This is a genomic window from Burkholderia crassaminum (assembly GCF_964265005.1).
Classification (GTDB): Bacteria; Pseudomonadota; Gammaproteobacteria; order Burkholderiales; family Burkholderiaceae; genus Burkholderia.
In genome coordinates this window covers 3,383,446-3,406,316 of record NZ_OZ183800.1, presented here as the reverse complement: position 1 = coordinate 3,406,316, position 22,871 = coordinate 3,383,446, and the positions used below count along the sequence as shown (strand labels likewise).

Genomic DNA, 22,871 nt, shown 5'->3' with positions numbered 1-22,871 from the left:
ACATCCTGCGCGGCCCCGCTTCAGAAGTAGTGACGCAGGCCGACCGTCGCGCCGAGCTGGGTGGTGCTGGTGCTCGGCGCCTGCCCGTTCACGCCGACCAGCTGCGCGCCGACCAGCCCGCCGCGATAGATCGCGTAGTCGACCTCCGCATAGAGCATGCTGCGCTTCGACAGGCTGTAGCCGGCGATCACCTGGAACTGGCGCGCGCGGCCGTCGAAATCCGCCGTATAGCCGGACTGCTGGGTCCACCACGCGTTGACGGCCGCCGTGAACGCCGACGTGAAGCGGTAGGTCAGCCCTGCGAGCGCCATCTTGCGGCGGCGGAACCCGCCGGGCACCGTCGGGTCGACCACCTGCGCGGGCGAGATGATGCCGAGGCCGGCCAGATCGGTCGGGCTGAACGGGCCGTTCTCGAACGACGTGAAGTCGTTGTCGCGCGCGTTCTCGATATAGCCGGCGTTGACGGTCGCGTTGCCGATCGTCACCGAGCCGCCGCCCGTGTAGATGTCGAATTTCCCGTGCGTGACGTCGTCCCAGCTGCGCATGAACGATGCGCCGACCGTGAACGGCCCCTTGTCCGGTGCATACGCGGCGGCCGCGCCGAGCTGGCCGCCGCGCACGCCACTGCCCGCGTGGCCGCCCGGCGCGTATTGCGCGAGCAGGTAGAAGCTGCCGAGCTGCGCGCCGTACTGGATCATGTTGCTGGTGCGCGCGCCCGCGAGCATCGTCTGCTCCGGCTTGAACAGGTTGAAGTACGGGTCCTGCGGGCCGGCCCACAGGTTCGAGCCGAAGGTCAGCGACACCATCTCGAACGGCACGTTGTACTGGCGCCCGAGCGAGAGCTGGCCGAGCGACGTCGACGTGAGCCCCACGTACGCGACCTGGAAGAAATTCGGCGAGCCGGCCGGCACGATGGCGCCGCTGTTCGGGCCGAAGTGGCTTTCCACGTTGAACTGCGCGGACAGCCCGCCGCCCAGGTCCTCATTGCCCTTGAGGCCCCAGTAGCTTTCGGTGAGGCCACCGCCGTCGGCCATCGAGATCTTGCGGCCGGTCGACACCGGCGTGCCGTCGGCGCCGTAGGACACGCCGTGCGTTTCGTAGCGGATGCCCGCATCGATCACGCCGTACAGCGTCACGTTGCTTTGCGCGTATGCGCCGGTACAGGCCAGGACCATCATCGCGCAGCACGCCGCGCGAATGCTATCGGGACGATTCATTCGGGACTCCGCATCTCTGCATGGAACAGGGGGACAGGCGGCATCGCACCGCCGGAAACGAATGTAGAAAGCCAAATTTGCACGGGCCAAGGCTGCGGCGGCCAATCTCGTGGTGCGCCGCGGCCACGCGATGGCGCAGTGCGGTCAGGGCGACGCGCGCGCCACGGCGGCGGGTTCGGCGCGGCGCAGCGCGAGCCGCACGAACGGCGCGGCGGCCAGCACGGCCACGCACAGCACGTGCGCGACGTGCGTGCCGCCGAAGCGGCCGAGCAGCGCGCCGGACAGCGCGGTGCCGATGCCGGCCGCGAAGAACGTGACGACGAGCGTGCGCGCGACGAGCGAGCCGTCCGGGTCGACGTCGGACAGCATGCCGGTGAGGAACGGCACGATCACGAAGAACGCACTGTTCAGCACGAACTGGCTCAGGAAGTACGCGGCGCCGCTGCGCGCGCTGAAGAACCATTCGATCGACCCGATCATCGCGAGCTGCGCGGCCCAGATCAGCACGAGGCGGTGCTTGTGGCTGGCCGGATGTGACGGAATCGCCGCGCCGACGAAGCCGAGCAGCGACGACACCGACAGCAGCACGCCGATCGTTGTCGGCGACAGTCCGGCGCGCTCGCCGACGAAGCCGGCGATTGCCCACTGCGACGCCTGCACGCCGTAGACGAGCGCGGTCACGACCCAGATCGCGATGACCGGCCGCCACGGCAGCGCATGGCTGCGCGCGCGGGCCGGCGATTGCGCGCTCGCGAACGCGTCGATGCCGCGGATCGCGGGCGCCAGCACGGCGACGACGGCGGCCAGCAGCGCGAACACCCAGCGCCCGAGCCAGGCGGCCGGCAACGCGGAGATCAGTACGAGGATGCCGCCGTTGATGCCCCCCGCGAGCAGGTTGATTTGCCCCCACAGGCGGTCGGTCGACGCGCGCTGCGACACGCCGGACGCGACGACGACGAACAGCATCCCTTCGAACAGCCCCGTCATCCCGCGCGCGAGCGCTGCGGACACGATGCCGGGCGCGACCGCGCTGAGTGCCTGGCCGGCGATCGTGCCGGCCAGGCCGGCCAGCGTGAACGGCCGCGCGGCGCGCGCGATCCGGTGCGACAGCAGCGCGCAACTGATCGCGATGCCGAGGATCTCGGCGCTGACGAGCGCGGTCGCGGTGCCTTCGTCGAGCCGGAAGCGCGTCATCACCGCCGCGACGAGGAACGGCGACAGGATCAGGCCGTTGGTGGCCGCCGCGAACGCGAGCGCAAGGCGGACGACGGCGCCGGTCGACGGGTCGGGACGCGACTGCGCGGCCGCGTGCAGGGTGGCAGTGCTCATGAGGCCTCCTGGTTGGATCGCGGCCGATCTTGCGCGACGCCGGCCGTTTCGTGCATCGGGTGTGTCCCTCGGCGGGCTGGCGTGGCGCGAGCGGTGGCGCTTGCGCCCGCGTGTTGCGGCAGGCCGAACAGCGTGCGCAGGTACGGCGTCAGGAAGCGGCCGTGCGGGTCCATCCGTTCGCGCAGCGCGAGGAAATCGTCCCAGTGCGGGTAGCACGCGGCCAGCTCGGCGGCTTTCATCGCATGCACCTTGCCCCAGTGCGGCCGCCCGCCGTGATTGCGGCAGATGGCCTGCACGCCCGAGAAGTACGCGTCGAACGGCATCCCGCGATACTGGTGCGCCGAGATGCGCACGCTGTCGCGCCCATAGTCGGGGCTCAGCCAGATGTCATCGCCGCGCACCCAGCGGTATTCGAGCGGGAACATCAGCGGGAAGCTGCGGCGCGCGATGAACGCGCGGATTTCGCGCAGCGCGTCGGCGCCGCGCTCGGCCGGCACCGACCATTCCATTTCGTTGAAGCGCACGCGGCGCACCGTCGACAGCATCGCGTAGCTCGCATCCACGTGCCGGCCGGGCGACACGGTCGATGCGCACAGCCGGCTCAGCGCCGGGCACAGCGACGGCATGCGCCGGCCGAGCCCGCACAGCGCGCCGAACACCGTGTTCTCGAGGAACGACTCGGACGCGCGGCTCGCCCAGTGCACCGCGTCGGCCGGCTCGTCGGTCATGTTCCACGCCTTGGTCAGCACGGTGTCCGTATGCGGGAACCAGTAGAACTCGAACGAGCGATGCTTCGCGATCAGCGCGTCCGCCTGCGCGAGGCAGTCGTCGAGCTGCATGCCGCCGCGCTCGAGGCGCAGCTTGAACGCGGGCACGAGGCGCAGGCCGATCTCGGTCAGCACGCCGAGCGCGCCGAGCCCGATCCGGCCGCCGGCGAACAGGTCGGGATGCGTGTCGGCGCTCGCGCGGATCTCGCTGCCGTCCGCGCACATGAAGGTCAGGCTGTCGATCTGCGTCGCCAGGTTGCCGAGCGTGATGCCGGTGCCGTGCGTGCCGGTGCTGGTCGCGCCGGCGATCGACTGCACGTTGATGTCGCCGAGGTTCTCCATCGCGAGGCCGTGCGCGGCGAGCGCCGGGCCCAGCGCCCACAGCCGCGTGCCGGCATGCACGCGGGCGACGCGCCGGTCGCGGTCGACGTCGATCATGCCCTGCATGGCGTCGAGCGACAGGATCACGTCGTCGGTCTGCACGAGCGGCGAGAACGAATGACCGGCGCCGGCCGCGCGCACGGTGGCGCCGGCCGCCGCCGCGTCGCGCAGCACCGCCGCGAGCCCGGCGTGCGACGCAGGCGTCGATACGGTTGCATCAGGACTGCAGACATATCCCGACCAGTTACGCCACATGGCATTGTCTCCGTGGTTGTCGTTTGAACGAGTTGAATGGCCTGGACGACGGGCGCGCAGCCCGTTAGAAAAAGCTCTTGCCTTCGCCGCGATAGGTGGGCGCCTCGCCGACCACGCGGCCGCCGCGGATCAGCAGCAGCATGTTGAAGCGTTCGCACAGTTCGCCTGCCTTCGCGTGGCGGAACAGGATCGGATCGCCGATCGCCGGTGCGACGCCGTGCGGCACGCGTACGGGCGTCTGCACCTCGCCAGCGCCTTCGTTGTCGATCAGCGTGCAGCCGGCCGGCAGCCACGGGCGGGGCAGGCGGCTCTTGCCGGCCGGGCCCGACGCGATATAGCCGCCGCCCGAGCAGGTCACGATGCCCGGCTGCGGAATCCGCACGACCGGCAACGCGAAGCCGGCGGCCGGTTGAGCGTGAAACGCCGCGTAGTGATCGAACAGCGCCGGCGCGTAGAGGCCGGAGCCGGCGGCGAGCTCGGTGACCGACGCATCGCCGAGCGTGCTTTCGAAGCTGCCGGTGCCGCCGCCGTTCACGAAGCGCAAGGGGTGGCCCGCCGCCGCGAGCGCCTGCACGGCCGCCTGGCGGCGCGCGTTGATCTCACGCGCCGAGCGGCGCTTCAGGTGGCGCACCAGCGCGTTGCGCGCGCCGCTGCCGGGCTCTGTGTCGGCCACGCCGGCGATCTGTCCTTCGTAACCCATCAGCCCGTCGAGCCGCACGTGCTGCCGCTCGCCGATGCGGTGCGCGAGCGCGAGTGCGCCGGCCACGTCGCGCACCGGCGAGCGGTACATGCCGAAATACAGGCCCGGATACGCGGACGACATGTCGAGATCGATCGCGAGCGGAATCGTCACGCGCTCCGCGGCTGCGACGCGGTCGATCGCGTCGACCTGCGCGGCGTCGTCGACCATCAGCGTGATCGAGCGGCCCCGCCTGAGCTGCGCGGCCACCGCGCGAAGGTCGTCGGGCTCGACGGTCGGATACGCGACGACGATGTCGTCGAACCCGCCGTCCGCAAGCCATGCGGCTTCTGCCGCCGAATAGCACAGCAGCCCCTGCATGAACGGGCCGGCGGCGAGCACCGCGCCGATCAGTTCGCGCGAACGTACCGATTTCGTCGCGAGCCGGATCGGCAGGCCGCGTGCGCGGCGCTTCAGGTCGGCGAGGTTCGCGTCGAGGCAGTCGAGATCGACGAATGCGGCGGGAAGGCGGCGGCCCGCGAGTGCGTCGCGATAGGTCGGGTAGTCGTGGACGGCGGCGGGTGCGCGATGCGGAAGGTCTGCACGGCTCATGGAACGGGCTCGGCTGGTTGGGGTGTGTGCCGCGCCGATCGTTCGGCGCGTGTCGGAAACCAGCATAGGGCTGGCCAAAATGACGACCAAGCGCTCAGCGGGTCGTTCGATGGGTCTTATCCGGCCATCCGTATCGGCCAAGCGGATGTGCGACCGTCTTGCGCCGCGTGGGTGGATCGCTGTTTGCTTGGTGTCGCGGCGCACATGGCGCGCGTCGGCCCGAACCGCCGCCGGACGGGCGCGTGGCTCGACATCACTCGCTTGCCGAAGCGGCGACGAAATGCGTTTCAAACGTTTTGCCGGACATCGTCGGTGTGCGCAGGTTTAGTGCCTGCGTTCTAGTGCCGCTTTTGACTGCATGCCGGATTCGACCTAGAACCTACTCGCGGATGCACCGGCGAAGAACGGCATGACGTGACGAGGAGGCGACGTGAAGAAGAACAGTGCACTCTGGCGGCGCACGGGCGCGATCGCGGCGATCGGCGTGGCCGTCGTTGCAATCTGGCGATATGAGGCGGCGACACCGGCGCAAGCCGCGTCGTCCGGCACACCGGCTGTGACGGCGAGCGCGCAGCCGGGTACAGCCGATGCGTTCGGCAGCGGCGCCGCGACACCCGGCCCGGAAGAGCGGCGGCTCGACGTCGACGCGCTGCGCCGCAGCCTTGCGGGGCGCCCCGACGCGGATGCGGAAGTGCAGCGCATCGTCGCGTTCGCGCGCTTTCGCGACGAGGTCGCCGCGTACGGCGATCGCCGCAACAGCCTGCCGCAAGCCGAGCGCGCCGCGCTCGCGCGTCGGATTCTCGACGAACTCCCAGACCATGTCGCGCGCAACGAGATCGTGCCCGTGCAGGCCGAAGCGCTGAGCGCGGCGCTGCTGACCGACACCGAAGCCGACCCTGCGACGCGCAGCGCGGCGATCCGGTCGATGCGCGCGCAATGGGACACCTATGCGCAGCAGACGGTCGGCCCGTCGCCGGCGCAGGATCCGCGCTACCTCTCGTACGAACAGCAGAGCCGCGACGTCGTCCGGCAGGTTCAGGCGAGCATTCCCGATCCCGACCAGCAACAAGCCGTCATCGCGCAGCGCCTGCAGGCGTTGCGCGTCCAGCTGTTCGACGGCGCTTCACCGTCCGGCGTGCACTGAGCGCCGAATCCGCGCCGCCGGAGCGGAGCCCGGCGGCCGCGTCATGTCCATCGACAAGGAGGGGAAATGTCCACAGCACGATGCCTGCTGCGCGCGGCCGTTGCCACGCTGCTCGGTTGCGCGGCACTGAACGGCCACGCGGCCGATACGACGATGCCGGATCCGTCGATTCCATATTATTCGTGGTACGAAGTGACGTTGCCGGAGAGCACGGGTGCATCGTGCGGCAACGGCACGCCGATGCGCTTCTACATCAATCGCGCGCAGTCGGACAACCTGCTGTACATGATGGAGCCGGGCGGCGCGTGCTGGGATTACGGCACCTGCACGCAGACGTCGACCGGCGCCGAGGCCGGCCTCGGCGGCTTCAACCCGGACGGCATCCCGCACAACTACATGAACGGCACCGCGAACGAGAGCCTGCTGTCGTCGTTCCTGTCGCCGCTGCTGACGCGGATGGATCTCGCGCACATTCTCGTCGGCGAACCGAAGGTCGAGACGCAGCAGTGGACACAGGTTTTCGTGCCCTATTGCACCGGAGATATCCACATGGGCAGCGCGGTGCGCAACTACACGTCGCCGTCCGGCGACTGGCGCCTGCAGCACTACAGCGGGCTGAAGAACATCCAGGCCGTCGCGCAGTGGCTGACGTCGCACGGCTTCGGCAAGCCGAACCGGCTGCTCGTGTACGGGATGAGCGCGGGCGGCTACGGCACGCTCGCGAACTATGCGACGCTGCGCAACACGCTGCAGCCGCAGGCGCATAGTTCGCTGCTCGACGACGCCGGCACGGTGTTCAACACGCCGTTCGATGCGGACGCGGCCACGCATCCGTCGGTCGGCCTGTACGACCGGGTGCGCACCGAATGGGGGATGACGGGCCCCGACGGGATGATCACCGTGAACAGCAGGCTGACCAGCCATTTCGATCCGGGCAACATGGGGAGCGCGTACGCGGCGCTGTCGGCGACCTATCCGCACGACCGCTTCGGCTTCTCGAGCTACCAGCGCGACAAGATCATCGCCGCGTATCACTATCGCGCGTTCGTGCCGGCCGTGATCGCGGCGCCCGACGACGCGACGAAGGATGCGCTGTCGCTCACGATGTTCGACCAGGAGCTGGACGGGCTGAAGCAGACGCTGAACCCGCTGCCGAACTTCGGCTACTTCATGCCGTGGGCACGCAACGACTTCATCGACAACCATCAGGTGACGGCGGTCAGCTTCACCGGGTCGGGGATCCACGAGAACGGCATCGACGCGGATATCGGCACGTTCGTCGACAACCTGCTGAATCAACAGGACCCGGCCGATACGCCTGTGATGAAGGCGTTCCGCACGCAGCAGTGGTCGGATTTCACGTTCTCGACGTTTCTCGCGTGGATCGACAGTGTGTTCAACCTGACCGGCGAAGCGGGGCCGATCTCGGGGCACCGGGCGTGAAGCGGCGGCCGGCGTGAACGGGTGACGGCGGTGCAGTGCGGCGGCCGGGTGTCGTGGCCGCCTGCCTGCATCGATGCGTGGCCGTCCGTCGCGTGACTGCGTCCGGCGTTACGGCTTCACCACCGCAACCGCCGGCGCACCTGAATCCGTGCCGGGCGCACCGGCCGGGCCGTAGGCCGCTTCGGCGCTCTTGCGTTCGGCGAGGCGCTTGGCGGCCAGGCGTTCCTGCGCGGCGACGATGTCGCCCGGGTAGTTGTCGCCGTCGCCGGCGACCGGCTCGTAACCGACCGACTCGAGGTCGAGCAACTCCTGGCGCACCTGCGCACGTGTGAGCGTCGAGTGCGACGACTGCGCGTACGACGCGGCCGGTGCGGCGAGGAGAGCGGTGGCGGTAGCGGCGACAGTGGCGATGGTGACGATGATGGATTTCACGGTTTCCTCAGACGGTTTCGTTGCGGTTCGGCGCGATTGCGGCTGATTGCGGCTGGCTGAACCGACGAGACAAGTTTAGGAACCCGGATCGGCCGGATAAATGCCGAATCCTGGCCAGCTGTGTTCCTGAATCCGTGACAGTGGGTGACGCGCGGCGTTCGGGGTGGGCGGTTTTGACTTGTATGGGGCGTGCGGAATGCCGATCGATGCGGGGTGCGCAGCCGTTCCGTCAGACCGGCCACGCATTCGATGGTCGGCGGGTAGATGCAGGCCCGCCCGGCACGGCTAGTCGTCGAAGCGCGGGAATGCCCTCTGGCGCTTCATGTCCTTCAGCCATTCCTTGACGTTCGCTGGATCGTCGAACTCGCGCAGCGTCAGGTTCAGATCGTGGATGCTGCGCTGAGTGCCCGCGATGTCGCGCGTGAGCATGCGGACGACGGTATCGGGCGCGACCTTGACCGACGGCGCAATTCCGTAAGTCCGCCGGAATCCGGTCTCGACGTCCTGAATCTCCTGATCCAGCTCGCGAAGCTGATCTTCCAGGATGCCGTTGTAGCGCGCGAGCCGATCTTCGCCGAGGCCGTTGATCGCGTGCCGGTCGATCTGCTCGATCTCCAGTTGCAGCTCCAGCAGTTGCAGGAGCTTGCCGTTCGCATAAGCGTGGTTGACCCGCTGCATCAGCACGGTCTTGCGTTCCTGTTCCAGGGGATCGGTTTCGCGATCGGGGTGCAGCGCGCTCGCCAGCTTGCGATAGACCTCGCGGATCGACCGGCTCGCTTCGGCCTGCTCGGCTTCGCGCTTCGCCAGCGCGGCCGATTGCCGGGGCGTTTTCTTGCGCTTGGCGCGCTGTGCCTCGCGGGCCGCGTGCTCGGCCATGTCCCGCTCGAACTGCTCGTCCAGTTCGGCCTGCATGCGCGCCATGAGTTCTTCGGGCGACAGCGCGTCGAGATCGTCCGCCGCTGTCACGCCGGGCGTCGATTCCGGTTCCGGCTCGGCTGCCGCGTTGCTGCCGTGATCGGCCGCGCTGTGCCGGTCGTGGATGGCTTTCAATTGCGCATCGTCGCTGAAGTCGAGCAAGTCGCGCGCCATGTTGGCGATCATCCCGGAAAGGGTGCGCTGCTCGGCCTTGCTCAATCCTTTTTGCAGATACGCGTCGTCGAGCTGATTGAGCAACCGGATCCGCAACGCGGTCGACGTCTGTTCGAGCGGCAACAGCTCGTCGACGAATTTCTTCTGGAAGACCGGCATCACGGCTTCCCACGCGCCGAGACGCTCGCGCCGTTTCTCGATCTGCTGGACGAGCGTATTGAATGCTTTCTGGGCGTTCGACAGGCTGGCTGTCTCGTGGCCGGGCGCGATGGCGACCGCTGTTCCGCGACGTGCGGTCATGATGAATCTCCTTCGGCTGCGGCAGGACGCGCAGCAGCGCGGTATTTTAACCGGCCCGGCGCGTCTCCCGGGCCCGGCATGGCACCGCTATTCCTGAAACAACTGCCCCTGCCCGGAGATCACGCGTTCGAAGTCGTCTCGCAGGAACGGCAGGATCGCGTCGGCCACGGGCTGCAACTGGCGGCTCAGGTAGAACGCGTAGTCGATCGGCGAGCGCATCGTCTCGAGCGGTTCGGGGCCGGCCGTCGTCATCACGTAGCTGATCCAGCCGCCGCGCTGATACTGCAGCGGCCGGCCCTGTGCGTGGTTGAATTCGTCGGCGATCCGGGCCGCGCGCACGTGCGGCGGCACGTTGCGTTCATACTCGCGCAGCGGCCGGCGCACGCGCTTGCGGTAGACGAGCTGGTCGTCGAATTCGCCGGCCAGCGTGCGCCGCACGGTGTCGCGTATGAAATCCTGGTACGGCTCGCGGTTGAACACGCGCCGATACAGCTCGCGCTGGAACCGCTGCGCGAGCGGCGTCCAGTCGGTGCGCACCGTTTCGAGCCCCTTGAACACGAGATCCTCGCCGCCGTCGGCCGCTGCCGCGAGGCCTGCGTAACGCTTCTTGCTGCCTTCTTCCGCACCGCGCACGGTCGGCATCAGGAAGCGGCGGTAGTGCCGCTCGTACTGCAACTCCAGCGCGCTCTCGAGCCCGAAGTGGTCGCGCAGGTGCGCGTGCCACCAGCGGTTCACGTGCTCGACGAGCGCGCGGCCCTTGGCGCCGGCTTCGTTGTCGTCGTGTGCGCGGCCGAGCCACACGAACGTCGAATCGGTATCGCCATAGATCACTTCGTAGCCCTGCGCTTCGATCAGCTCGCGCGTGCGGTGCATGATCTCGTGCCCGCGCATCGTGATCGACGACGCGAGGCGCGGGTCGAAGAAGCGGCAGCCCGTCGAGCCGAGCACGCCGTAGAACGAATTCATGATGATCTTCAGCGCCTGCGACAGCGGCGCGTTGCGCTGCCGTTTCGCGTCGTCGCGGCCTTCCGATACGCGGCGCACGATATCGGGCAGGCAGTGCACGGTACGCGAGAAGCGCGCGCCGAGAAAGCCGGGCACCGATGCGTCGTCGCCGGGATTCGCGAGCCCTTCGATCAGCCCGACCGGATCGATCAGGAACGTGCGGATGATCGACGGATAGAGGCTCTTGTAGTCGAACACGAGCACCGAGTCGTACAGCCCGGGGCGCGAATCCATCACGAAGCCGCCGGGGCTGTTTTGCCCCGTCACGTCGCCGAGGTTCGGCGCGACATAGCCGAGCCGGTGCATGCGGGGCAGGTACAGGTGCGTGAAGGCCGCGACCGACCCGCCGGTGCGATCGGCCGCGAGGCCCGTCACGCTCGCGCGTTCGAGCGCGAAGGACAGCAGGTCCGCCTTGTCGAAGATGCGCGTGACGAGTTCGCAGTCCTTCAGGTTGTAACGCGCGAGCGCCGGCTTGTCGTGATCGAAGCGGCGCTGGATCTCGTCCATCCGCTGGTACGGATTGTCGATCGACTTGCCTTCGCCGAGCAGCGCCTGCGACACGTATTCGAGGCTGAACGACGGGAACGTCCACGTCGCGGATTTCAGCATGTCGATGCCGTCGAGGATCAGCCGGCCGGCCGCGCCCGCAAAGAAGTGGTCGGGCTGCTGGCCGTGCGCGCGCCAGTCGAGCACGCTGCCGCCGCGCCCAAGCTTCAGCGGGATGCCGTATTGCTCCGAATGCGCATGCAGGATGCGCAGGTCGAACTGCACGAGATTCCAGCCGATCACGGCGTCGGGGTCGTGTTCGTCGAACCATGCGTTGAGCCGCGCGAGCATCGCGGGCCGGCTGTCGCAGTAGTCGAGGCGGAAGTCGGCGGCGCCCGCTTCATCGCTGTCCGCCCCGTTCGGCGGGCCGAGCATGTAGACCTGCCGCTGCCCGCAGCCTTCGAGCGCGATCGAATACAGCTCGCCGTGAACACTGGTTTCGATGTCGAGCGACACGCAGCGCAGCGCCGGGCGATAGCCGTCTGCGGTTTTCAGCTCGGCGCCGGTGAGCGTGCCGTCGCGGCCGGGCTGGCCGCGAAACTGCACGCACGCGGTGATGAAGCGCTCCATCGCGTAGCGATCGGGCGGCTGCACGTCGGCTTCGTAGACGTCGACGCCGGCCGCGGCGAGGCGCTTCTGCAGCCCGGACAGGTGGCGGTAGCGCTTGCAATAGAGGCCGACGACGGGGCGCTGCCGGAAGTCGCGCAGCGCGAGCGGGCGCAACTCGGCATCGTGCTCGCCGGCCAGCGTGCGTTCGGCGAGCGCCTGCTGTTCGGCCGGGAGGAACGCGACGGCTTCCTGCGGGCGCAACCGTACGCGGCGCGGACCGTGTTCGGTTGCCAGCCAGAACTCGATCTCGATGCCGGATGCGGTGTCCCGCCAGTGGCGGGTGAGGATGAAACCCTGCTCGAACGCCGTCAAAACGCTTGCTCGTCGTGAATGCCCAGGCCGCGGATTTTAGCGCTTGAATGGAGGCCGTGCCGATGGGGGAGCGCGTGGCAACAGGTGGCAGGAAGCCATCGGGCGATGCGCGATCTTCCGCGTGCCGGCTGGCGTCCCGGTTTCTCGAGGCTGTCGACGGCAGGTGCGCCAGCTCCGGGGGCAGGCGAAGGAGGGCGCCGTTTCGGTTCCGACCGGGGACGTGTCGATGAGAAGATGAAGCGACCGTCGTATGTTGGCCGCGCAACGTAACGGAAGCGAGGACATGGCGATGACGGTCAAGTCGGTAGGTCAGGCGCGCGACGGAAAGAAGGAGACTACTCGCGACGCAGCGTTTCGAGCACGGCTGATGGCGGCTGCTGGCAGGCGACATGGCCATTCGACCGTAGCCTGGGCATCATCCCGACGACGAAGTCGATGAACGATCTTACCTTGGCCGGAACGTGGTTCCGGCTGGGGTAGTAGACGTAAAGCGGGAACGTCTCGTCACACCAGTCCGTCAGAACCGGCTCCAGTGTGCCCGCACGCAGGTGCGTGTCGATTCCGAGGTCGATCACCTGTGCGATCCCGAAGCCTGCAACGCAGGCGCCGATCTTGGTGCCCGCATCCGTGACGGTCAGGTTCCCGCTCACGGCCACTTTCACTTTCTCGTTGTCACGCCAGAACTCCCAGTCGAAGGGTCTGCCGGTAGCCGGGTCGATGGCCAGGATGCATTCATGGCCATCGTCGACCAGATCCTGCGGCGACCTCGGCCGACCGCGTTGCTCCAGGTAGGACGGCGCGGCCACGGTCAGCACCCGCGGGCTGTATAGCCTTCGACAAACCAAGGTTGAAACGGATGGGGGGCCAAACCGGATGGCGAGATCGAAGCCGTCGCTGACCAGGTCCGAGAGATCGTTCCTGGTCTCCAGCTTCAGGTGAAGCGCGGGGTGATCCTTCATGAACTGGGCCAGCTCCGGCGCCAGCACGAGGCGGGCGAACACGGCATCGCACGCCACACGGAGCGTGCCGCTGACGACCGAGGTCTGGTCGGAAGCGCCGACGGTCGCCTCTTCGATCCCCTGGAGCAACGGCAGCACCTTCGACAACAGCGCATGGCCCGCGTCCGTCACTTCGACGTGGCGGCTGGTGCGATGCACGAGCTTCGCGCGCAGGCGGTCCTCCAGTCGCTGGATCGCGCGACTGACCGCAGGCTGGGTCTTGCCGAGACGGGAGGCGGCACGACCGAAGCTCCCCGATTCGGCCAGGGCTGCAAGGACGAGCAAGCCGCTTACCAGTCCTCCATCGAGGTCTTCCATGATCCATGTGTTCCTGTAATGGCAGCGATAACCGGGTCGCCGTAGCCGAGGGCGGGGAGGAGCGCTCACTATACGAGCGGTTCACTATCGAGGAAAGCCAGCCATGACCCAGACCCAAGCCGTAGTCGCGTTGATCGACGACTACTTCAATTTGGCTTATGAGCCGAAGAGCCGTGACTTCAACAAGGTCTTTCACCCAAGCTGCATGATTCAGTGGCTGGATGAAGGGCGGTTGCGCATCCTGTCGTCGCAGGAGTATGCGGCGCTCATCGACGGTAGGCCGAGTCCGCGATCGACCGGCGCGCCCAGGGACGAGGCGATCCTCTCGATGGAAAATATCTCGGACAGCCTTTCAACGGCGACGGTGCGGGTGCGGATCGGAAGCCGGCTGTTCAACGATCACTTCGTCATGCATAAGGTGGACGGCAACTGGTTGATCGCAACCAAGGCGTCTGCCGTGGTGTGTACGTTTGACTGAAGCGCAGCGCGGCAGGTGCGCATCGGTGTCCGGATTCATGAGAGCGCGACGGAATACATGCAAACACCGGCGAACGAAACCCCCCCGGGAAATCATCGATTTCCCGGGGGGTTTTTACGCTATCGAAGATTGTGCCGGATGCGGTGTCCCGCCAGTGGAGGGACACCGCAGGCGCCTGCCACCGGAGCGTCACGACTTCGCGGCATCACGACGGCCGCATCAGCACCCGCATGCCCGGCGCGATGTACCGTGTCACTTCGCCGAACCCGGCAAAGTCGACGCGCGCGGATGCCTGCCGGTCGGCCGCGGACAACTGGCTGCGCGGCTGGACGACGATCTCGCGCATCTTGTCGGGGATGCCGTCGAACACGTCCTTTGTCGTTTTTTCCCAGTTCTTCGCCATCTGCAGCCACGACTGCAGATACCGGATCCGCGCTGCCCCTTTCAGGAAATTGCCGATTTCCGGACGGTTCGGATCGTAAGACGAGCGGAAGAACTGCCCGAGTTCGGTCGCGATCTTGTCGAACCGCAGCGATTCGGCCACGCAGAACACGACGAGCGATTGTGCGAGGAAGCGGTCGTCGGGCCGCAGCATGCGCTTGTCGCCGCCAGGCATGCGCTGCAGGCCGCGAATCGCGCTGTCGAGCGAGAAGCCGCGCTCCGCATCGTCGCCGCTGGTGGCGGTCGCTTCGAACGGCATCCTGTCGAGGTTATGTGAATAGTTCTCGAACGGATGGCCGCCGATCAGCTCGACGTACAGGTCACGCGTGCGCATGTTCAGCACGAGCGGCATGCCGCCGGTGCTGGGGAGCACGCTGATCGTGAAGGAGGGCGGCAACGCGTTCGAACAGATCCGGTAGAACGTGTTGTCGTAGCGGATCAGGTTCGTGTCTTCGGTAACGGCATCGCGAATGGCCGCGATCTGGGTGTCCCAGGTGCGCCCGACGCGCAGGATGAAATTCACGGCGATGTCTCCTGATGGCGGACCAAAGTCCGCACGGCCGGATCGGAAATAGGTGGCGGGTACGCGCGAGGCATCCCGCCGTCTCTCTATTGCTCTTCTTCGTTTCTGTCCGTGCTCGCGCGCTGGCGTGGCGGCTATTCGGTCACTTTTTTTGAAAGAGGCCGGTAACGGGCGCGAGGCGAATGATCATAGCAGGGCGTATGGGGCGGGGATCGCGGTTCGCGGGCGTGCGAGTGTGAACGTCAGGAGACAGCCAGCCGTTCGGCGACACGCCATGCCGTACACGTGGTATCGGCGGGCCGCAGCAGCCAGCAGCGCGCGATGACCTTGTGGCGCCTCTGCGTGACGTATGCGTCGACGGCGAGTTCGAGCGCGTCGTCGTCGACGCGGGAAAGCGTAGCGGTGGCGCCCGATCCATCCGCGAATTCGATCACGGCGGGATGCGGCTTCGCGTTGCGCGGCGCGTCATGGGCTAGCGTCACGATGCTGCCGGGATACAGGTGCGAACGGGTTGTGCGGAGCAGTAGGGTGCAATTACTAAATCCATTCATATGGATGAATAAATAATTACAGTTTTCAATTATTTGAATTCCACCCGATTGACGTCACAGAATCGTCATTCGTAGAATCGTCAGTCAAGAACAACATAATTCTGAGAGAGGCGCTATGGATGCGCACAGCATGATCGGGACACTCACGGGAGGGCTGGTTCAGCAGGAACGACTTCTCAAGCTCGATACACCGCTTGGCAGTAACGTTTTGATCCCGCACCGGGTGTTCGGGCAGTCCCGCATCGGTCGAGATTACCTGTTCATGATCGACTGCGTGTCGACGTCGAACGATGTCCAGCTCAAGACACTGATTTCGCAGCCCATCACGCTGTGGATTCAGCAGACCGACAAGACCTATCTTCCTCATCACGGCTACGTTCATACCGCGAGAAAACTCGGCGTGGACGGCGGCCTCGCGTGTTATCAACTCAGCTTCTCGTCATGGCTGCATTTTCTGAAATTCCGCCGCGACCAGCGTCACTGGCAAGACAAAAGCGTCGACGCGATCATTACCGATGTATTCAATGATCATCCGCAGGCGCGCGGGATGTATCGCTTTGAATTGTCGCAACCGCTGCCTTCACGCTCCTACTGCCGCCAGGACGAAACCGACTGGAATTTCGTGCACCGGCTTCTCGAATCCGAGGGCCTGTACGGCATCTGGAAACAGGCGCAGGACGGAAAGTCGCATACGCTGGTGATTACCGATCGTCTTCAGACGCTCGAGCCGCTTGCGCCGGCAACCGTCGATTTTTCCCGCGCGAGCGTTCATGGTGAAGTGGACGCCTTTACGCAGTGGGCCGGAACCCGGACGCTCCAGTCCGTCCTGCTGTCGACGCGAACGTTCGACTACAAGAATCCGGCGACGCCAGCCAATCCGAAGGCGACGTCGGTTCCCACGATGGCCAATCAGGGTGATCTCCCGTCGCAGGCCGAGGTGTATGAATACACGGGCGGCTATACGTACCCCGAACAGGAGCGTGGCGACCATCTCAGCAAGATCCGCATGGAGGAATGGGAGTCGCAGGCCAAGCGATACGACGGTGTCGGCGGGGTGCGCCGCATCGATGCGGGGCGGCGATTCACGCTGACCGGACATCCCGAGCATGATCAGGACGCGGCTGACCACCGGGAATTCGCGGTGATCGAGGTCGAGTGGATCATCGTCAACAACGTTCCGCTTTCCGGACACGAAGCGAATTACCCGCATAGCCTCTATCAGGCAGTGAAGCAGGCCGATGCGGACGACACCGACAAGCTGTTCTCCGTGTCGCATGCCGATGGCTCGACGGGCTTCTATCGAGTCGCCATCGAAGCGCAGCGCACGTCGGTCCCGTATCACAGCCCCCTCGAACACAAAAAGCCCGAAGCAAAGCTCGAATCGGCCATCGTTGCCGGTCCGAAGGGCACGCAGGCGTATACCGACGACCTGAACCGGATCAAGGTGCTGTTCATCTGGGACCGGCACAACGAAGGCGACGAGCGGGCTTCGTGCTGGGTGCGTGTCGCGCAATCCGATACCGGCGACGGGTACGGCGGCGTTCACATGCCGCGCGCGGGCGAGGAACTGCTGATTGGCCATATCGGGAACGACATCGATCGTCCGATTGCGTTGCACCGGGTGTACAACGGGGGCGCGAAGCCACGATGGCATTCGAATGCCCTGCTGTCGGGTTACCGGTCCCAGGAATTCTCGGGGAGCGGTTACAACCAGATGGTGATGGACGATTCGACGGGCCAGAACCGCGTGCACCTGTACAGCAGCAGTACGAACGCGGCGTTGCACCTGGGCTACCTGATCGACCAGACCGACAACACGCGCGGCAGTTATCTGGGCAAGGGCTTCGATCTGAGTTCTGAGGCCTACGGTGCGCTGCGGGCCGGGCGAGGGTTGTTCATGACGACGCACCCGGTCGCCAGCCAGCCGCTCGATACCACGTTGGCGACGCGTCAATTGAACGGCTCGGTGAGTATCCTCGACGGCCTGTCGCAGGCGAGCGAAACATCGAAGGCGGAAAGCCTGAAGGATGGCCATGACACCTTCAAGGCCTTTGCCGATGCGACGCAGCACAACGAGTCAGGTGCGACGGGCGGTGGCGGTGTGACAGCAGGTGGAGGGACGGGCGACGCCGGCGCGTTCAAGCAGCCCGTAATCCTGGTTGCCGCGCCAGCGGGCATCGGCCTGTCGACGCAGAAGTCGACGCACGTTGCAGCCGATCAGCACGTCAATATCGTGAGCGGACAGAGCACGCATGTTGCGACCGGCAAGTCGCTCGTTGCCAGCATTACGGAGAAACTGAGCCTGTTCGTGCAGAACGCCGGGATGAAGCTGTTTGCGGCCAAGGGGAAGATCGAGGTTCAGACCCACGCGGACAATGTCGAAGTGACGGCGCAGAAGTCGCTGTTGCTGGCGTCTGTTACCGAGAAGGTCCAGGCCTCGGCACAGCAGGAAATCCTGTTGACGTCGGGCGGCGCGTACATCCGGCTCAAAGGCGGCGACATCGAGATTCATGCGCCGGGCAAGATCGACGTGAAGGGTGCGCAGCATGCGTTCAGCGGTCCGACGAGCATGGACGTGACCAATCCCGCGTTCAAGGATTTGCCGACGCGGCGGTTGATGCTGAATACGATGGCTTCGCCGTCTGCAACCGGTGTCGTTCCGGTCGGCATGCCGTACAAGCTTTATGCGGACGGGGCGCTGGTCAAGCAGGGCGTGTTCGACAAGACGGGGCAGTTGCCGATCGATCATCAGGTCACCACGCAGAAGTACACGCTGGAGATGGCGAATGGCGTGAAGCACGAGATTCCGGTGCCGGGCGAGTATCGGGATGCGGCGAATGGTGCGCTCGCGAATCAAGGTTTCCAGTTTCACGAAAGCGCTCCGGACGACGGAGCTGCCCCTGACCGGGCGGTACATCGACAGCTTTATAGCGACCTGCTCAACCCTTCATCGGATGCATAACTCATGGCAACGCCGGACAAGCCGATTACCACGCCGATGGCGCTGAACCATACGAATACGGCGGATCTCACGCTGAAATGGTTTGTGCACCAGAGCGAATACGATCCGAGACAGGCTACGTTCCGACCACTGGTGAACGGCGAAGAGGCGTTCGGCGAGGTTTACGATGCAATCGTTGCTGCGAAGCATTCGGTGGACATCATATGCTGGGGTTTTCAGCCATCCATGTTTTTCCGGCGCGGCGGCGGTGCGAAGACGATCGGCCATCTTCTTGTGGAAAAGGGCAAGAAAGATGTGAAGGTCCGGTTGCTATGCTGGCACGATGACTGGTATCTGGCTCCGTTGAGCGAGAACAACATGCCCGGCTACGACTGGGAGACCTGGCTCAAGCAAGGCATCCCTGATTGGGCGTACGACAAGTGGTCCACGCTTCTCGCACACGACTACCAGACCACCCACGAGCGCCTTTACGATACGTGGTGGTATTACTGCGCCAACTTGAATAACGTCACCATGGCAGGTCCATGGAATTCTGCCATCCAGAAGTTGAGGTGGTTGACGCAGTATCCCTTTACGTTCTCGAATATCGAATTCGCTACGCGAGACTTCTCGATGGAAGAGCGTGGCGAGAATATGTGGCGACTGTATATGCGTGGCAAGGATACTGAACGTGACAGGCGGACCAAGCTCCAGAATGCGTATATAACTGGGTACCTCGCCCCGTGCCATCACCAGAAGACTGTGTTGATCGATTATGAAGACCCGAATCTTGCGACCGGCTTCGTGATGGGTCATAACATGCTAGATCAGTACTGGGACAAAAGCGATCACAGTGCGAAACGCAATGCGCCGAATCAAGGGCGCAACGGGCCCTATCCGTGGCAAGACATATCCAGCCTCGTGACCGGGCCGATTCTGCAAGACCTGAACGACAACTTCTGCTTGGCATGGGATGCGGCGACGGGCCAGAGTCTCGGGAAGGCGCGAACAGGCATGGGGGCGAAGCTGAAGATTCATCCGGACGCAGGTGCCTCCGTGATGGCACAGGTCGTGCGGACACGGTCCCAGGAAGAAACGAAGAAGCCGAAAGTAAAGAACGTCGCAGATATTGCGGCGATGTATCTGCAGGCCGCGAACAACGCAACGCAATGCGTTTTCATCCAGAACCAGTACTTCCGATGGGTGCCGCTCGCCCAACAACTCCGGAAAACGGCTCTCAATCAAACGAAAGGAGGGCGTGATCCCGGCCAACATGGATCAATTCATTTGTTCGTGATTACGAATTCCAGCGACGATGCGGTGGCCAACGGGACGTTCAACACGTATCGTATGCTGAACGCGCTCGGGCAAACGAATTCGATGCCGGGTGTGACAAGAGCGATTCAGAATCCCGCGCAGGATGCAGCCGTCGAGGCGAATCGAAAGGCGCTAGAGGATGCACTTGCTCAGGATGAGGCGCGCCAGAAAGCACTGGAGTCCGGTCAGGTCGTGGCATTCAACCCTGCAGATTCCGGCTCGTTTACTGCGGCCATGTCGGCGTACACGCAAAACCAGGACAGTATTCAGAAGCATCAGCAGGCGCTCTCCGATCTGGACAGCAACGATCTGGCGAATGTCGATATTCCGTCGTTGGAGACGACCAACCTGAAGGTTCATGTGTGCACTTTGGTCGCCCCTGATTCGCCGCCCGGCGGTTGGGTGCCGGTATACGTGCACGCGAAGTTGATGACTGTCGATGATGCAATGACTACATTGGGTTCCGCGAATATCAACTCGCGTAGCATGGAAGGCGATAGCGAACTGAACATCTGTACTGAGCATGCAGAAGTCGCGAAATCGTTGCGCAGGCAACTGTGGAACCTGCATACGCACGGACAAGGCGTGTCGGATGAGCCTGCAGAGGCATTCACGCAGTGGGGAAAGATCATTACGCAGAACAAGATCAACAGGAACAGGGGGCTGGCTCCCGCCGCGTCGCTTGTCGGTTTCCTGCGATCATCCAACGACATCAGCCGTAGCGATTAAGCCATGACCCGACACATTCTGATCATTGCGCTTTCCATTCTGTTGTGTGCTTGCACGAAAAAGGAGTCCTCGGTGGCCTCATCACCTGACATGAGCGCGGTGCGCGCGAATCTAGCGTTCACCTGCACGCATCAGGCGGACCATTTGCCGCCTCTCGATCCGCAAGCCGACAGCCTGTTCCGTTACGCACGGTATCTGGAAAAGAAAGATGGCCCCAAGGACTTCAACGATGTCGCTCGCTACTACAGGATTGCCGCGGCGCACGATCACTACAAGGCGAACCAGAATCTGCAATCGCTCATCTCGCAAGGGCTGGCGGACTCGCCGGATGCACGGACCGAGGTCGTCGACCTCGGCATGAAATTGGTCAAGCAAGGCATACCGAGCGGTTACTACGATATCGGGCACTATCTCGAGATCGGCTATGGCTTGAAGCAGGATGCGGAGGGTGCACTGCAGTATTTCCGCAAGGCAGCCGATCTGGGTAATCCCGAGGCGCAGTTCCATGTGGGCGACCTGCTGTTGCCCAATGACAAAGCGCCAGATATCGCAAGGCAAATGCTGGCGTGCGCCGCCGATCAGGGATTCGGTCAGGCCGCAAACTTGCTGGGTGTCGACCAAAAGACGGGAGGGCTTTACGTCGACGCCGCGAAGACTTTCCAGAAAGGGGTGAGCGCAGGCGATACCATGTCTGCGTCGTTCTTGAGAGACGGATTCAAGGGGCCGCCGAAGTCGAATCAACTCGACTATCTCGAACTGCCGAACGATCCCGAGCGCTCACGGCGTTACGATCTGATCGGCAAGTTTCTCGATGCCAACGATGGTCGCAGCCCCAAGGTTCCAGATATCGACATGATCGTTCCGCTGCCGCCTGCAACGCTTCCGCCGTGGGATGGCAGGTTTCAGTGGCAAAAGGAGCAGGACGCAGCGACGCCACCCGGGAAGCCGTCAGATGAGTTCGTCACCGAGATGGCGAAGTCCAGGCATCTCGATCCTGCGACAGGGCTTCCGCTGCCGGGTTCGGCAGACAAGCCCTCGCAGACCGGACAACCTGAAAATGTCACGTCCCGCTTGCCGCTGGGTACGGTTGCTCACACAGGTCAGCCCTGCCCGGAAGATGGTGTATGGTGCGCGAAACTCGGCATCGGCCAGGTCGGGGATACGCAGCGCCGGTTTCTCAAGGGCGATGCGTTGCCGTCTGTCGTTGTACATGAACCGAGAAAGCTGGCGGTGCTCGACAGCATGATGGGTACGCGCCGGCACGTCGAACAAGTTGCATGGGAACTCGTTGCGTACCTCGGTCAGGCTTGATCGACTCATGCCGAAATTCTGCGTGGCTAATCGCTCGCTCGATTACGACCACGGGAAGCAGGCTCGATCAAACAAGCGTAGAACGCCTGCCGTCCTACTGATTTCGTGCCTGCTGGCAGCCTGCTCGAAGAGCGAAAATGCCGTGAACCCGGTACCTGATGTGGATGCGGTACGGCTGAATCTGGCGTTCACTTGCGTGCACGAAGCAGATCACTTGCCCTCTCTCGACGCGGAAGCAGACAAGCTGTTTCGGTACGGTCGATACCTTCAGAAACTGAAGGGAGAAAAGGACTTCGATGATATCGCTCGTTACTATCGAATCGCCGCAGCATATGATCACTACAAGGCCAATGGCAACGTACAACTTTTGATTTCGCAAGGACTTGTCAGTTCTCCCGATGCGGAAAAGGAGTCGGTTGATCTTGCTGCGCGGCTAGTCGATCAACAGATACTCTCCGGATATTATGATATTGGTCATTACCTGGAGGGTGGGTATGGCTTGAAGAAAAATCCGGAAATGTCGTTGCGCTATTTCCGGAAGGCGGCCGATATGGGTAGTCCTGAGGCGCAGTACTACGTGGCGGATCTGCTTGCCCCGATTGATAAGGCTCCCACCGTAGCAAAGGAAATGCGCGAATGCGCGACAGCTCAAGGTTTCGGCAAGGCCGCGAGTGCCTTGGGAATCGACCTGAAAACTGACAAGCACTACGCGGAAGCGGTGAAGGTATTCCAGAAAGGAGTCGAATCGGGGAATATTCAGTCTGCCTCGTTCCTGGAAAACGGGTTCGAAGCGCCTCCCGAGAGTGATCGTCTGTACTATCTTGCGCTTCCCAATGATCCGGAGCGCGCTCGACGCTATGATCTGATCGAGAGATTTCTCGATCACAACGACGGTCGCAATCCCGGGATCCCGGACATCGACAAAATCGTTCCCCTGCCACCCGCAAAGCTTCCCCCCTGGGATGGCTCCTTCCAATGGCAAAAAGAACAGGACGCAGCCATTCCACCGCAGAAGCCCTCGGACGAACTCGTCAGCAAGATGGCGAAGGCCAAGCATCTCGATCCCGCGACGGGGCTGCCGCTTCCGGGATCGGCAGACAAGCCTTCGTAGGTTGCCAACCTGAAAACATCGCATCCTGCCTGC

The 22,871-nt window shown here is 64.4% G+C and carries 18 protein-coding genes; 8 read left to right on the top strand and 10 right to left on the bottom strand.

The features are described 5' to 3' along the window. Positions 1-20: 20 nt before the first annotated feature. The 4 genes from ACPTTF_RS32315 to ACPTTF_RS32300 form a co-directional block, all read right to left on the bottom strand. A complete protein-coding gene (locus ACPTTF_RS32315; protein ID WP_423369716.1) occupies positions 21-1,217 on the bottom strand; it encodes a porin in 1,197 nt (398 codons plus the stop codon). A 144-nt stretch (positions 1,218-1,361) separates the two neighbouring features. After that, entirely contained in the window at positions 1,362-2,546 is a 1,185-nt protein-coding gene (locus ACPTTF_RS32310; RefSeq protein ID WP_423369715.1) for an MFS transporter, read from the bottom strand. Further along, entirely contained in the window at positions 2,543-3,949 is a 1,407-nt protein-coding gene (locus ACPTTF_RS32305) for a D-arabinono-1,4-lactone oxidase (RefSeq protein WP_423369714.1), read from the bottom strand. Before ACPTTF_RS32305 ends, ACPTTF_RS32310 begins: the two co-directional genes overlap by 4 nt. Positions 3,950-4,013: 64 nt before the next feature. Next, entirely contained in the window at positions 4,014-5,240 is a 1,227-nt protein-coding gene (locus tag ACPTTF_RS32300; protein ID WP_423369713.1) for an amino acid deaminase/aldolase, read from the bottom strand. Positions 5,241-5,670: 430 nt separating this feature from the next. On the opposite strand from ACPTTF_RS32300, the gene plcR reads away from it, so the two are divergent. Continuing rightward, positions 5,671-6,384 (top strand): phospholipase C accessory protein PlcR, encoded by a 714-nt coding sequence (gene plcR, locus ACPTTF_RS32295; protein WP_423369712.1) that lies wholly within the window; start codon positions 5,671-5,673, stop codon positions 6,382-6,384. Positions 6,385-6,450: 66 nt separating this feature from the next. Next, positions 6,451-7,827 (top strand): pectin acetylesterase-family hydrolase, encoded by a 1,377-nt coding sequence (locus tag ACPTTF_RS32290; protein WP_166955474.1) that lies wholly within the window; start codon positions 6,451-6,453, stop codon positions 7,825-7,827. Between the two features lie 108 nt (positions 7,828-7,935). Here the strand turns inward: ACPTTF_RS32290 and ACPTTF_RS32285 are convergent, their stop codons facing one another. Together ACPTTF_RS32285 and ACPTTF_RS32280 are read right to left on the bottom strand one after the other, a co-directional pair. Next, positions 7,936-8,259: a DUF4148 domain-containing protein gene (locus ACPTTF_RS32285; protein ID WP_166955472.1), complete on the bottom strand. Its 324-nt coding sequence runs from the start codon at positions 8,257-8,259 to the stop codon at positions 7,936-7,938. Positions 8,260-8,544: 285 nt separating this feature from the next. After that, on the bottom strand, positions 8,545-9,432 hold the full coding sequence (locus ACPTTF_RS32280; protein WP_423369711.1) for a J domain-containing protein: 888 nt from the start codon (positions 9,430-9,432) through the stop codon (positions 8,545-8,547). On the opposite strand from ACPTTF_RS32280, the gene ACPTTF_RS32275 reads away from it, so the two are divergent. Beyond that, positions 9,425-9,745 (top strand): hypothetical protein, encoded by a 321-nt coding sequence (locus ACPTTF_RS32275; protein WP_423369710.1) that lies wholly within the window; start codon positions 9,425-9,427, stop codon positions 9,743-9,745. The genes ACPTTF_RS32280 and ACPTTF_RS32275 overlap by 8 nt on opposite strands. On the opposite strand, the gene ACPTTF_RS32270 is transcribed toward ACPTTF_RS32275, so the two are convergent. Both ACPTTF_RS32270 and ACPTTF_RS32265 read right to left on the bottom strand, forming a co-directional pair. Further along, positions 9,736-12,120 carry a DNA polymerase II gene (locus ACPTTF_RS32270; RefSeq protein WP_423369709.1) on the bottom strand — a complete coding sequence of 795 codons (2,385 nt, stop codon included), beginning with the start codon at positions 12,118-12,120 and terminating at the stop codon, positions 9,736-9,738. The genes ACPTTF_RS32275 and ACPTTF_RS32270 overlap by 10 nt on opposite strands. Positions 12,121-12,455: 335 nt before the next feature. Further along, positions 12,456-13,436: a LysR family transcriptional regulator gene (locus ACPTTF_RS32265; RefSeq protein ID WP_423369708.1), complete on the bottom strand. Its 981-nt coding sequence runs from the start codon at positions 13,434-13,436 to the stop codon at positions 12,456-12,458. A 103-nt stretch (positions 13,437-13,539) separates the two neighbouring features. On the opposite strand from ACPTTF_RS32265, the gene ACPTTF_RS32260 reads away from it, so the two are divergent. Beyond that, positions 13,540-13,914 (top strand): nuclear transport factor 2 family protein, encoded by a 375-nt coding sequence (locus tag ACPTTF_RS32260; protein ID WP_423369707.1) that lies wholly within the window; start codon positions 13,540-13,542, stop codon positions 13,912-13,914. 205 nt (positions 13,915-14,119) lie between these two features. Here the strand turns inward: ACPTTF_RS32260 and ACPTTF_RS32255 are convergent, their stop codons facing one another. Together ACPTTF_RS32255 and ACPTTF_RS32250 are read right to left on the bottom strand one after the other, a co-directional pair. After that, on the bottom strand, positions 14,120-14,878 hold the full coding sequence (locus tag ACPTTF_RS32255; RefSeq protein ID WP_423369706.1) for a hypothetical protein: 759 nt from the start codon (positions 14,876-14,878) through the stop codon (positions 14,120-14,122). Between the two features lie 242 nt (positions 14,879-15,120). Further along, positions 15,121-15,429, bottom strand: a complete 309-nt coding sequence (locus tag ACPTTF_RS32250; RefSeq protein WP_423369705.1) for a hypothetical protein — start codon at positions 15,427-15,429, stop codon at positions 15,121-15,123. Between the two features lie 115 nt (positions 15,430-15,544). Between ACPTTF_RS32250 and ACPTTF_RS32245 the strand changes: the two genes are divergently transcribed. The 4 genes from ACPTTF_RS32245 to ACPTTF_RS32230 are packed head-to-tail and all read left to right on the top strand — an operon-like array spanning position 15,545 to position 22,838. Next, a complete protein-coding gene (locus ACPTTF_RS32245; protein ID WP_423369704.1) occupies positions 15,545-18,391 on the top strand; it encodes a type VI secretion system Vgr family protein in 2,847 nt (948 codons plus the stop codon). A 3-nt stretch (positions 18,392-18,394) separates the two neighbouring features. Next, positions 18,395-20,416: a phospholipase D-like domain-containing protein gene (locus ACPTTF_RS32240; RefSeq protein WP_423369703.1), complete on the top strand. Its 2,022-nt coding sequence runs from the start codon at positions 18,395-18,397 to the stop codon at positions 20,414-20,416. A gap of 3 nt (positions 20,417-20,419) precedes the next feature. After that, complete coding sequence (locus tag ACPTTF_RS32235) at positions 20,420-21,727, top strand: SEL1-like repeat protein (protein ID WP_423369702.1); 1,308 nt, start codon at positions 20,420-20,422, stop codon at positions 21,725-21,727. A 7-nt stretch (positions 21,728-21,734) separates the two neighbouring features. After that, positions 21,735-22,838 carry an SEL1-like repeat protein gene (locus ACPTTF_RS32230; protein WP_423369701.1) on the top strand — a complete coding sequence of 368 codons (1,104 nt, stop codon included), beginning with the start codon at positions 21,735-21,737 and terminating at the stop codon, positions 22,836-22,838. Positions 22,839-22,871 lie beyond the last annotated feature (33 nt).